This window comes from Flavobacterium hydatis (assembly GCF_000737695.1).
GTDB classification, from domain to species: domain Bacteria; phylum Bacteroidota; class Bacteroidia; order Flavobacteriales; family Flavobacteriaceae; genus Flavobacterium; species Flavobacterium hydatis.
This window is the reverse complement of sequence record NZ_JPRM01000015.1, coordinates 236,781-249,473: the sequence shown is the minus strand read 5'-3', so window position 1 is coordinate 249,473 and position 12,693 is coordinate 236,781. Positions and strand designations below refer to the sequence as shown.

Below are 12,693 nucleotides of genomic sequence, written 5' to 3'. Positions count from 1 at the left end.
AATTCCAGAACAGCCATTTTATTGAAAGCAAGTTTGTTGCTTGGGTTTTGTTTTTTCATGATTTTAAATTTTCAGAGGTTAGTCAATTAGTTGTCCATTGCAATATGTATTGTTAAGCCGATGATCACACCTACACAAATAGGAGTAGTTCCACCATCTACATCATACATCTGGTTATCGTTTAATTCTATAACAGCCACTTTATTGAAAGCAAGCTTGTTGATTGTGTTTTGTTTCTTCATCTTATAAATCACTTGGTATTAGTGTTATATAGATGCTGATAGTGATTGGAAGACAAACAGGAGTAGTTCCACCATCTACATCATGCATTTGGTTATCATTTAATTCTGCAACAACGACCTTATTAAAAGCCAATTTGTTGTTTGGATTTTGTTTTTTCATTTTTAATATTTTTTTGGTTGTTAATTACATTAAGTCGTTAGTTACTTGCAGACAGCAGCAGCCAGTACATGTGTCTCCGCCGCCATCTATAGATGTTCCGCCATTTATTTCTCTAAGTAAATTGTCGTTTAGTTCTGTAACATCTGCCTTTTTAAAGTACAGTTTGTTGTCTAGGTTTAGATTTTTCATTAGAATTTGTTAGGATTAATAATTGGTTAGTATTACAGTTATAGGATCGCAAACACATCCAGAGCAAGGATTTGTGTCAATGTCTTGTCCTTTTATTCCTGTTCCTCCATTAATGGTTTTTAATTGCTGAAAGTTTAATTCAGTAACAACAGCTTTGTTAAAAGCAAGTTTGTTGGTGTCTTGCTTTCTCATTTACAATTGATTTATTATTGTAATTTTTATTTTAACTGTAATAGGATCACAAACACATCCAGAGCAAGGATTTGTATCATCATCATAACCTCTTATTCCTGTTCCGCCATTAACATTTTTTAATTGCTGAGGGTTCAATTCTGTAATAACAGCTTTGTTGAAAGCTAGTTTATTGGTGTTTTCTTTTTTCATTTTATAGTTGATTTAATTGGTTAATCGTCATTTTAACTGTAATAGGATCACAAACACATCCAGAGCAAGGATTTGTTTCATCATCATAACCTCTTATTCCTGTTCCGCCATTAACATTTTTTAATTGCATAAGGTTCAATTCTGTAACAACGGCTTTGTTGAAAGCCAATTTGTTTTGTTTTGGTTTTTTCATTTTTGTTTAGATTTAATTAATAGTTATGTATTTAGAATCTATGATTCAAATAGGCATAATTGGGCTGACTAAAATTGCTTTTAGCACGATCTAATAAATAAGATGAATTTTGAAAATAGGTTTGTACAGTCTAATTTTTGATAGCGCTCCAAAGAGCGTATCATAAACTAGTTCTGGAAAAAAATCCAGACCTATTTAAAGAGTTTTGTAATGCGTTTTTTAATACTGTAAAACAAAGATTTTGATTGTTTTGCACTATAATCGTCTTCAATTTTGAAAATTGAATTTTTGCTGAGCCTTTTTTGGCTTGGTTGATTACTTTTAGTCATAATGATTTTTTTTTGACTAACAAGTGTGCACGGAAGAAGTACTTTAGAAATAGTAAAAAAAAGTTTTATTAAAGACATTTTTTTTTACTTTTGTAGAAGTAATTTCTGGCAACTTGTTAGGTATTACGTTTTGTTAAATTACCTTATAAAACAGAGTCTCCACACTCTGTTTTATTTTTTTTCGGTTTGAAGTGGCTACTCATTTGCATTTTCACCACCCTTCAAAACCAAAGTAGATATAATCTGTTATTCGGATTATTTCTGAGACAAAGTAAAATCTTTTTTTTCTGTAAAAAAAACAATAAACCCCCATATTTATAAAATAAGGGGGTTCTTTTTTGGTTGTAAGTATTTGATTTTAAAGTGTTTTGAAGTTTTTTAGTTCTTTTCGCTTTCCTTCATCTGATTTATCTTTTTTATATAAATAGAGGGGCTAATTCCTGTTGCAATCTTAAAATATTTGGTAAAAGACTCGGGACTTTTATACCCAATTTCTTCTGCAATGGCATTAATAGAATAGGATCTTAGTTTGGCATTATTCTTTAGTTCAATAACAATGTAATTAATCCTTAATTCGTTTACATAAGAACTAAAGTTTTTGTCCAATTCGCTATTGACAATTTTAGATAAATAAGCGGTATTTGTTTTTAGTTTTTTAGCAACATTATGAAGAGTAAAGTCTTGTTTTAAGAATAGCTTCTTTTCTTCGAGCTTTATTAATTTGTCTAGTATTTCTGTTCTGGTTTCATCCTTTATAATAAAATTAGGATTGGTAATTTCTTCAGCTTCTATAGTATCATCGATACTTAAATCTTCACTGCTTAATTCCTCTTGTAATGTAGTATCAATTGTTACAATACTATTATGAATGAGTTCAATATCAGATTCTTTTTCCTCCTCATCAGGTTCCTCCTTAATATCGGTTTTATTTAAACTAATGTTGGTTTGCTGTATTTCATTACTGTTTTTAGGATTCTGGCTTTCAAAGTCTTTTATTTTAAGTAATAACTCCTCAAATTTTACTTGATTTTGTATTCCTTCTTTTTTTCTTTTGATATAAAACCCAATAAATAAAAGAGTCAAAAAGCTTGTGGATCCAAACAATATCCATTTTTGATTTTCCTGGACAGTTTCTCGTTCTTTACTCTCTGTAATATCAATTTTATGTAAGTGATCTATAGCCTCAATCTTTTTATCCCCAATCTTTTTAGATTGTTCAATAAACTGACTATAATAGTAATTAGATTCAGAGAAGTTTTCGATAGATTTGAAGTTCTCCGCTAGTAGATAATATATTTCAGATAAATTCTCGGCGGGCATATTTAGTTGAGTTTCACTCTTAATGAGGGACTTTAAGAGTGTTATAGCCTTGTCATAGTCTTTCTGAATCGAGTATAATTTAGAAATCTTGATATTTATTACTGTAGTCAAATTGCTACTCTGAATTTTTTGGGCAATAATCAGTGCTTTATCGAAGGTTAATTTTGCGTTTATAAAGTCCTTTTTATCAATGTAAATTGAGCCCAATTGTGCAAGAAAATGGATTTCATGCTCTTTTAGGTTGTTTTTTTGTGATTCTTCAATGCCACTTTTTATAAAAACATAGGCAGAATCCTGTTTATTCAAATTAATATAACTTTTAACTAATCCGAGTTTTATATCTAGTTTACTAACATTATCAAAACCATTCTTTGATAAATTCTCTTTGTAGATTTTTAGAGCTTCCTGATATCTTCCTAATTCATAAGCAATACTTCCTTTTTTTATCGAAATGTAGTTGTAAGCGTTGTCATCCTTTAGTTTTCGGGATAAAATGGCACATTCTTCATACAGCGTTAAGGCTTCCTGGAAATCAAATTCATTAAATAAATAGTTGGCTTTGTTTATTTTAAAGACCATTTGAAGCTTTTCGTCATTAGTTGTATTGGCTTTTTGGATTGCCTTATCAAAATAATAAAAAGCGCTGTCTTTTTGTGCCAGAGCACCGCTTAAATCGGCTAGAAAACAATATGATTTTGCTTCTTCTATCGCTAAATCATTCGCTTTAGCATATTTTAATAATTTATGACAGTAGAATTTTGCTTGAGTAGGATTGTTGTATAATAAGCTTTTGACGGAATCTTTATAGGTTTCAATTTTATTCTGAGAAAAGATAAAATTTATTGTAAATAATAAAAGTAAGCAGTAAACCTTGGTTAGTCTATTCATATTCACTCAATTTTTTAAATAAGGCATTGATAATCAGTAGGTTGTTTGGTTTTTTGAGAGTGCTATTTTTATAAATCTGGGGATTTATGACTTTTTTTAGTGGCTTTTTCGGGATAAATTCACATTGTTATTCGAAACCAATTCAAAATCAATTCAATACACATTCAAAACCCAAAGATTATGAAAAAAATTAAAACAAAAAAATTAGTGTTAAAAAAAACTAATATTATAGAGCTTAATTCAGAAGAAGCAAGATTAATTGTAGGAGGTGGTGCTACAGATGCCATAGATATTACAGACCCTAGAAGTATGTATTCTATGTTTTGCGGAAGTTAAAAAAAACTACATTCCAAACGAAAAGAGCGACTCAATTGAGTCGCTCTTTTCGTTTTTACTATTTTATGTTTTAAAAATATACCCTTACAAACGGCATAAATCCAGATCCATAAAGACTTTTGTCCTGGTCAAACAAAACATCATAGCGCGCTCCAATAGTAACGTTTCCTGTTCTGTAACCCGCTCCAAGATATAGAGCTGTATTCCAGTAATTGTCAGAAAAGCTTGGCTGGTAAGGAGTCGAGTTATAATCCGTATTTACGCGAACTTGTTCTAACTCTGCAGATAACTGAATTTCCGGAATAGGATTTATAAGACCTATTAAGCTCCCGCCATAAACGAACGATTTATAATAATTTTTTGATGACAAATAACCAAATTGCAATCCAACACCCACGGATACAATTTCGTTTACATTATAAATTGCACTTGGTATAACAGAAATATCTGTATATCCGGAACCGATTCCTAAACCAAGTCCACCTCCAAATTGTACATTGTTCCAGAAATCATTTTGCTTTTGTGGAATATAATATTTTTGTTGCGCCATCAGACCACTCGAAAATATTAGAGCCAAAATCATAAAAAATGATTTGAAAACGATTGAAAAATGATTTTTCTTCATAGTTAAGCGGATTTTAACAAATTTTTACGTAAAAGTACGTAAAAAAAAGATTTAAATAAATTCGATTATTGTACTTTTGCCATTCTATTTAACAAAAAGTATATTCACAAATATTATGGATAGGTTTTCATTTTTAAATGCAGCGCATACAGAGTTTTTCGCACAATTATACGACCAATATACTCAAAACCCAGATAGCGTAGAGCCAAGCTGGAGAAGTTTTTTTCAAGGTTTCGATTTTGGAATGACAACTTACAACGACGAGGCGCCAGTTCAGCAAATTGTTGAATTCGCAGCTAACAACACCGATTGTAGTTTGGTATCTGAGAAATTGCAAAAAGAATTCAACGTATTAAAATTGATTGACGGATACCGTTCTCGTGGTCACTTGTTTACAAAAACAAACCCAGTAAGAGATCGTAGAACATCATCACCAACTTTAGACATCGAAAATTTTGGACTTACATCAGCAGATCTTTCGACTGTTTTTGATGCTGCCAAAGTAATTGGTGTTCCACCTTGCTCATTGCAAGATATTGTGAAACGTCTTCAGGCAATTTATTGCCAACACATTGGTGTAGAGTATATGTATATTCGTAACCCAAATGTTGTAAAATGGATTCAGGACAAACTTGGAGTAAATGACAATCAACCTAATTTCTCTACAGATGAGAAAAAGGTTATCTTAAATAAATTAAACCAAGCAGTTTCTTTCGAGAACTTCTTGCATACCAAATATGTTGGGCAAAAAAGATTCTCACTAGAAGGAGGAGAATCAATCATCCCAGCTCTAGATGCTTTGATAGAAAAAGCAGCCGAAAAAGGTGTAGAGCAATTTGTAATGGGTATGGCTCACCGTGGACGTCTTAACGTTTTGGCAAATATCTTTGGCAAATCAACACAAGACATCTTCGGAGAATTTGATGGTAAAGATTACGACCAAGAGTACTTTGATGGAGACGTAAAATACCACTTAGGACTTACTGCCGATAAAAAAACAAGAACTGGAAAAAATATCAATATCAACCTTGCACCAAACCCATCTCACTTAGAGACAGTTGGAGCAGTTATTGAAGGAATTACCAGAGCAAAACAAGATAAATATTACGCAGATGATTTCTCAAAAGTATTACCAATTGCCGTTCACGGTGATGCTGCAATAGCAGGACAAGGTATCTTGTACGAGATTATACAAATGGCACAATTAGACGGTTACAAAACCGGAGGAACAATACACATTGTAATTAACAACCAAGTTGGTTTTACTACAAACTACCTTGATGCACGTTCATCTACATATTGTACAGATGTTGCCAAAGTAACACTTTCGCCAGTATTACACGTAAATGCAGATGATGCAGAAGCAGTAGTTCATGCCGTTTCATTTGCATTAGATTACAGAATGACATTTGGTCGTGATGTATTTATCGATTTATTAGGATACAGAAAATACGGTCATAACGAAGGAGATGAGCCTCGTTTTACACAACCGGTTTTATATAAAATCATTGCAAAGCATGAAAATCCAAGAGATATTTATGCGCAAAAATTATTGTCAGAAGGTATTATCGATGCAACTTACGTAAATGCATTAGAGAAAGAATACAAATCGACAATGGAGGTAAACCTTGAAGCATCTCGTAAAAAAGACTTGACTATCATTACACCATTCATGCAAAATGAATGGAAAGGATTTGAGCAAGTATCAGATGTTGTGATGTTGAATAAATTTGATACTACTTTTGCTAAAGAAGGATTAGATTCAATCATAAAAACAATCTCAAGCTTACCATCAGACAAAAAATTCATCAACAAAATAACCAAAATTGTTACTGATAGAAAAACAGGTTACGACAACAACACTATCGATTGGGGAACTGCAGAAGCATTAGCTTACGGTTCACTATTAACAGAAGGATTTGATGTTCGTATTTCTGGGCAAGACGTAGAGCGTGGTACATTCTCACACCGTCATGCAGTAGTAAAAGTAGAAGATTCAGAAGAAGAAGTAATTCTATTAAATGCTATCGAGAACAAAAAAGGAAAATTCGGAGTATTTAATTCCCTATTATCAGAGTACGGAGTTTTAGGATTTGATTACGGATATGCTTTGGCTAACCCTAATGCATTGACAATTTGGGAAGCACAATTTGGAGATTTCTCAAATGGAGCGCAAATCATGATCGACCAGTATATTTCATGTGGAGAAGATAAATGGAACAACCAAAACGGAATCGTTCTATTATTACCACACGGATACGAAGGACAAGGAGCAGAGCATTCTTCAGCAAGAATGGAGCGTTACCTACAACTTTGTGCAAGACAAAATATGTATGTTGCCGATTGTACAACACCAGCCAACTTCTTCCACTTGTTAAGAAGACAAATGAAAACAACATTCCGTAAACCTTTGGTAGTTTTTTCTCCAAAAAGTTTATTGCGTGATCCAAGATGTGTATCAACAGTAGAGGAATTAGAAAAAGGAAGTTTCCAAGAAACAATAGATGATACTACAGTTAACAAAAAAGACGTAAAAACGCTAGTTTTTGTTACAGGTAAATTCTACTATGATATAGTTGCCGAAAGAGAAAATAACGGACGTAATGATGTTGCAGTTGTTCGTATCGAGCAATTGTTCCCATTCCCAGCAGAGCAATTAAAAGCGATTATTGCACAATATCCAAATGCCGACGATTATGTTTGGGCACAAGAAGAGCCTAAAAACATGGGAGCTTATAGCTTTATGTTAATGAACTTTGATCTTGTAAAATGGAGATTAGCATCATTAAAAGCATACGCTGCGCCAGCATCAGGAAGTTATACACGTGCAAAACGTCGTCATGCAGATGCAATCAGAATGGTTTTCGATAAAAATCTATTCAGATAATAAGGAGCTATTTCCTGCTGTACGCTATATCTTTTCCTTTTTAAAGAAAAAAGAAAAAGGATGCCGCTACCATCAGGGCTAAAAGAATAAAAATCTAATTAACAAAAGTTGTTTTCAAAACAATTTAAAATATAAAATTCATAATTTAAAATAATAAGACATGATTTTAGAAATGAAAGTCCCATCACCAGGGGAATCAATAAAAGAAGTTGAAATTGCAACTTGGTTAGTAAAAGACGGAGATTATGTAGAAAAAGACCAAGCTATTGCTGAAGTTGATTCTGATAAAGCAACACTTGAATTACCAGCTGAAGCTAGTGGGACAATCACATTAAAAGCGGAAGAAGGAGATGCAGTAGCAGTAGGAGCAGTAGTATGCTTAATCGATACAAGCGCAGCAAAACCATCTGGATCTGCTCCAGCAGCAGAGGCTCCAAAGGCTGAAGCTCCTAAAGCAGAAGTTAAGGCAGAAGCGCCAAAAGCGGCTCCAGCACCAGCAGCAACTTACGCATCTGGAACGCCATCGCCAGCAGCAAGAAAAATATTAGACGAAAAAAATATAACACCATCTACAGTTTCAGGAACAGGTAAAGATGGAAGAATCACTAAAGAAGATGCTCTAAATGCAGTACCTTCTATGGGAACTCCAACAGGAGGAAACCGTGGTTCAGAGCGTACAAAACTTTCTATGTTACGTCGTAAAGTAGCAGAAAGATTAGTAGCAGCTAAAAATGAAACAGCTATGTTAACTACATTCAATGAAGTTAATATGACACCAATAAACAACTTACGTAACGAATACAAAGACGCATTCAAAGCTAAACACGGAGGTGTAGGTTTAGGATTCATGTCATTCTTTACAAAAGCAGTAACAAGAGCTTTAGCATTATATCCAGACGTAAACTCTATGATGGATGGTGATTATAAAGTAGCTTACGATTTCTGTGATATCTCTATCGCAGTATCAGGACCAAAAGGATTAATGGTTCCTGTAGTTCGTAACGCAGAGAATTTGACTTTCCGTGGTGTAGAAGCAGAAATCAAAAGATTGGCTATTAAAGCGCGTGACGGACAGATTACAGTTGATGATATGACAGGTGGTACATTTACAATTACAAACGGAGGAGTTTTCGGAAGTATGTTAAGTACACCAATCATCAATCCACCACAATCAGGAATCTTAGGAATGCACAATATTATTGAGCGCCCGATTGCTGTAAATGGTAAAGTAGAAATTCACCCAATGATGTACGTGGCACTTTCTTATGACCACAGAATCATCGACGGACGTGAGTCAGTAGGATTCTTAGTTGCCATTAAAGAAGCATTAGAAAACCCAGTTGAATTATTGATGGATAACAATCCTAAGAAAGCATTAGAGTTATAATAGTTTATAATAATTTTCAATTGAAAAGCCGTCATTTTTTATTAAATGACGGCTTTTTTTATTCTGATCGATGTAGAGTTTTATTCTTTTACAATCTTTATCGTTTTTTCACGACCTTCAGATTTCACTTTAAGGAAATAAATTCCTGTTGCTACATGTGATAAATCAAGATCAGAATGCAAACTGTTTATTTTCTTATCCAAAAGAACCTTTCCAGCAACAGAAAAAAGAGTTACTTCGTCAATTACAGATGAGTTCTCGATGCTTAATACATTCTTTACAGGATTAGGATGATACTTAAAATTGGTAAGTACAAAGTCAGGATTTGATAATGTATTTAGCTTTACAGTTACCGCAAGTCTTTCTTTACTTTCAATACCATTAATGGTTTGAGAAGCATAATAAGTAGTATTGTCTACTAATACAGTTGATAACGGTAAAAAAGCTTCGTTTACCCTTTTAGTCTTACCAGATGGTGAAGTTGCATTACTATACCATTTAATACCGCTACCAGAAACATTAATATCAGCAAGAGTTTGTCCAGCAGTAAGATTTAAGGTAATTACTTTTTTGCCCTCAAATAGAGGTGCAGGTGGGTTAATCGTAGAGACAAAGCTAAAAGTACAATTATAAGAATCTCTTACAAGTATTTCGTAAGTGCCAGGCTCCAGGTTTGTAAAAGTATTGTTTTCTGTGAATTTATATAAAGTAGGTGTGATGGCATAGGTGTATTGATTAACTCCGCCAGTTGCATTAACCGTTATTGTTTGGTCAGTAATTACAGCAGTAGCTCTAAGTGCTTTAGGTTCCTGAATTTCTATAGGTTTCATTACAGCACATCCCATTGCATCTTTAATAACTACCCTGTACATGCCTGCAGGCATATTATGAATAGTGTACCTGTTTTCATATACACTCACTCTTGCATCCATTTTTTCTTCAACAAAACAGGTATATGGAGGTGTTCCTCCAGATACAATTGACATTATTTCTGCGTCGCTATCACCATTACATCTAATCATGGTACTTACTGTCATCGCTTCCAAAGGGGGAATAGTTATATCTTGTATCGTTATAGGTGCTGAAGCGATGCAGCCATAAGAGTCTTTGGTATATATTGTATGAGTTCCTGGCTTTTTACCATAAAAAAAGTTCTCTATTTGGTAATTAGTTCCGTCCATTGAATATTGAAATGGAGGTACGCCTCCTGTAGCATTTATAAGGACTATTGGCGTGTAACATCCCGAATACCTAATCGTAGCATCTACGGATAGACGCGGGCTAACATTTAAACGAAAAAGTTTTAAAATAATATTTCCTTTATTATTAATTCGGGCATAAATACTATAAGATTGTACTGTACTTACAAACGAAGTCGGATTTGGAATCGCATTAATGTCGTTTGCAGCATCATCTTTACTAATATGATAGCTAATTGTAGTTTCGGCAGAATTGAAGTCTCCAAGTAATTCATCTTTTTTAATAGTTAAATCAAAAAATGAGTCTCCATTACAACGCACAATAGGGGTAACGACTCTAATTTCTTGTGCATAAAAATTAAAAGATGTAAATAAAAATAATAGATAAAGTAAAGTTTTTTTCATAAGTATCGGTTTGTTAAAATTGTCAACAAATATACTTAAAAAACTGAAATTTAATAAAATATGTATTTATAATGATGTGATTTGTGAAAAGCAATGAGTTTCCGTTGTTATAGAATAGCTTTTTTTATATGTTGGTTTTCTATAGCCGAGTGTATCCTTGTAGATAATTCATTATAATCAGGATTGTAGTTATCCCATATTTTCCAAACATCCTCTCTTTTTTTAATAAAATAAGTTTGCCTGTTTACTTTATTAAGAACAATCGATATGGCATCGTTTTCGTCTTTCCACTCCAAGTTCCAAAATTCTTTTACGGTTAGAATAGCAATATCATCGGTAATACTAGAGACTTTAAAATCGAAAATTTCAAAATTAGATCGATTGTCGATACAGTTTAAATGATAATTTAATCTCGAATAATTTTCGAAAAGATCCTTAATTCTTTTTGCAAAAGGGCTTTCTGCAAAGACGTAATTTGATAAGTTCGAAATATTAATTTCGGGTAATTCTTTCAAACAATTAAATTCTCCCTGACAATAATCGGCAATCAATGACTCAAAAAAAGAGACAGATTCGGTTTTGTTTTCAAGTCCTGATGGTTTATTATAATCAGTTGCTTCACAATTCAGGAAACTATTTAAAGATGGATGACCAATAAAAATGGCCAGTTTGTCTAAACTTTTTAAAAAACGTAAATCAGATTTTTTGGTTTGAGAAGAATCGTTTGTAAATATTCTTTGCAAGGTGGCACTCGAGATAGAACACCCAAGTTCATTTCTCTTAGAACCTTGCATGAATTCTGATTTTTCTAAACAATCAGATATTATTTCCGATAGAATAATATAATGAGCCCTTTTCCATTCTTTAACACCAGATAAAGTACTGTTTTGTATAATAGGATGGGATTTTATGCCTTCTATTAATTTGTTTATTATGATTTCCATATTGTGAATGTTGTTTAATAATTGACATTGTTCTTCTTCGATAATTAAATTTAATTCATGTTATAGGAATACTCTAAGCATAGTTATGCGTAAGATAAGTTGGAGTTATGAGTCTGTTAATGTTAAGGTTATGCTAAAAATACTAATAAATTCGTAAATAATTGCTGTACGAAATAATTAATAACTAAAAACAACAAAACCATGAAAAAACCACTTATTAAATTTTCGATTAAAAAAATTGCCCTTTTGTTTTTTGCCTTACTAGCTTTTTATTCTTGCGAGAAAGGTAATGATCAAGCAGAGAGCGATGTTCAGGAGAAATTAATGGACGGAGATGTCAATCTTCTTGATAAAGGAAGATACGGACTAGCCCCAATGTCTGATGAATATTTAAAGAATATTCAGTTTTTAACACCAAACGATTACCGTTTAAAAATTGCCCAGTTAAGACCTGATTTAGTTTCAGAAACTCAAAGATCTAGTCTAACGGCAAAAATTGCTGCTAGCAAAAATTTGCCAACTCCGCCAGTTGGAAATCAGGGGAGCGAAGGATCTTGTGTAGGATGGGGCGTAGGTTATGCAGCACATAGTATTGCCAGATATCTTAATAATACCGTGCATCAGAGTAATTGGTATAATGCATCAAGAAGTGCGGCTTATGTGTATAACCAGATAAAATTGGGTAATTGCGGAGCAGGTTCTTATCCTAATGACGCCATGAATTTGATAAAAAACCAAGGAGAATGTGCCGAATTTCAGATGCCGTATATTGCGGGAGGTTGCTACACACAACCATCTACACAACAAAAAAACTGGGCATCGGCTAGAAAATCAGGCGGATGGTTTAATGTAAATCCAAGAAGTGCGGCAGATATTAAATATTACCTGAATCAGAACTATGCCGTTGCAGTATGTTTTGATGTAAATCAGAGTTTTTATGATATTCGTAACAACAACCATGTTTGGGCAAATCTTTACGGAGGTAGACAAGGCGGACATTGTGTATGTATTGTAGGATACGATGATGCAACACAACTATTTAAAGTGCAAAATTCCTGGGGAGCAGGCTGGGGACGTAGCGGTTTCTTTTATGTAACCTATAATAATATTGCCAATGGAGCTTTTAATTGGGCAGGATGTATTATTCCTAATCCATCGGCAAATTCTTAGTACGCAGATTAATTTATGATTTAAAAGAGGTTAGT

14 protein-coding genes are annotated in these 12,693 nt (G+C 33.2%); 4 read left to right on the top strand and 10 right to left on the bottom strand.

The features are described 5' to 3' along the window. Nucleotides 1-86: 86 nt before the first annotated feature. From IW20_RS26025 to IW20_RS11535, 7 genes are all read right to left on the bottom strand, one after another. Nucleotides 87-242, bottom strand: a complete 156-nt coding sequence (locus tag IW20_RS26025) for a class IIb bacteriocin, lactobin A/cerein 7B family (protein WP_117614471.1) — start codon at nucleotides 240-242, stop codon at nucleotides 87-89. A 1-nt stretch (nucleotide 243) separates the two neighbouring features. After that, entirely contained in the window at nucleotides 244-402 is a 159-nt protein-coding gene (locus tag IW20_RS26320; RefSeq protein WP_165571442.1) for a class I lanthipeptide, read from the bottom strand. Nucleotides 403-426: 24 nt separating this feature from the next. Next, nucleotides 427-591 carry a class I lanthipeptide gene (locus IW20_RS26315; RefSeq protein WP_165571441.1) on the bottom strand — a complete coding sequence of 55 codons (165 nt, stop codon included), beginning with the start codon at nucleotides 589-591 and terminating at the stop codon, nucleotides 427-429. 15 nt (nucleotides 592-606) lie between these two features. After that, complete coding sequence (locus IW20_RS26310) at nucleotides 607-783, bottom strand: class I lanthipeptide (protein ID WP_165571440.1); 177 nt, start codon at nucleotides 781-783, stop codon at nucleotides 607-609. Further along, nucleotides 784-975, bottom strand: coding sequence for a class I lanthipeptide (locus IW20_RS11550; protein ID WP_035622188.1), 192 nt, complete (start codon nucleotides 973-975; stop codon nucleotides 784-786). Between the two features lies 1 nt (nucleotide 976). Then, the gene (locus tag IW20_RS11545) at nucleotides 977-1,168 is read right to left on the bottom strand and encodes a class I lanthipeptide (RefSeq protein ID WP_035622185.1); all 192 of its coding nucleotides are present in this window, start codon (nucleotides 1,166-1,168) and stop codon (nucleotides 977-979) included. A gap of 707 nt (nucleotides 1,169-1,875) precedes the next feature. Then, nucleotides 1,876-3,705, bottom strand: a complete 1,830-nt coding sequence (locus IW20_RS11535) for a helix-turn-helix domain-containing protein (protein ID WP_035622179.1) — start codon at nucleotides 3,703-3,705, stop codon at nucleotides 1,876-1,878. A gap of 180 nt (nucleotides 3,706-3,885) precedes the next feature. Between IW20_RS11535 and IW20_RS26305 the strand changes: the two genes are divergently transcribed. Further along, complete coding sequence (locus tag IW20_RS26305; protein WP_165571439.1) at nucleotides 3,886-4,041, top strand: class I lanthipeptide; 156 nt, start codon at nucleotides 3,886-3,888, stop codon at nucleotides 4,039-4,041. A 70-nt stretch (nucleotides 4,042-4,111) separates the two neighbouring features. Here the strand turns inward: IW20_RS26305 and IW20_RS11530 are convergent, their stop codons facing one another. Next, a complete protein-coding gene (locus IW20_RS11530) occupies nucleotides 4,112-4,666 on the bottom strand; it encodes a hypothetical protein (RefSeq protein ID WP_035622176.1) in 555 nt (184 codons plus the stop codon). 115 nt (nucleotides 4,667-4,781) lie between these two features. Between IW20_RS11530 and IW20_RS11525 the strand changes: the two genes are divergently transcribed. Continuing rightward, nucleotides 4,782-7,553: a 2-oxoglutarate dehydrogenase E1 component gene (locus IW20_RS11525; RefSeq protein WP_035622172.1), complete on the top strand. Its 2,772-nt coding sequence runs from the start codon at nucleotides 4,782-4,784 to the stop codon at nucleotides 7,551-7,553. A gap of 160 nt (nucleotides 7,554-7,713) precedes the next feature. After that, on the top strand, nucleotides 7,714-8,940 hold the full coding sequence (gene odhB, locus IW20_RS11520) for a 2-oxoglutarate dehydrogenase complex dihydrolipoyllysine-residue succinyltransferase (protein WP_035622169.1): 1,227 nt from the start codon (nucleotides 7,714-7,716) through the stop codon (nucleotides 8,938-8,940). Between the two features lie 80 nt (nucleotides 8,941-9,020). On the opposite strand, the gene IW20_RS11515 is transcribed toward odhB, so the two are convergent. Both IW20_RS11515 and IW20_RS11510 read right to left on the bottom strand, forming a co-directional pair. Then, a complete protein-coding gene (locus IW20_RS11515; protein WP_035622167.1) occupies nucleotides 9,021-10,544 on the bottom strand; it encodes a T9SS type A sorting domain-containing protein in 1,524 nt (507 codons plus the stop codon). A gap of 107 nt (nucleotides 10,545-10,651) precedes the next feature. Then, the gene (locus IW20_RS11510) at nucleotides 10,652-11,488 is read right to left on the bottom strand and encodes a hypothetical protein (protein ID WP_051885708.1); all 837 of its coding nucleotides are present in this window, start codon (nucleotides 11,486-11,488) and stop codon (nucleotides 10,652-10,654) included. 201 nt (nucleotides 11,489-11,689) lie between these two features. On the opposite strand from IW20_RS11510, the gene IW20_RS11505 reads away from it, so the two are divergent. Next, nucleotides 11,690-12,658, top strand: coding sequence for a C1 family peptidase (locus IW20_RS11505; protein ID WP_035622163.1), 969 nt, complete (start codon nucleotides 11,690-11,692; stop codon nucleotides 12,656-12,658). Nucleotides 12,659-12,693 lie beyond the last annotated feature (35 nt).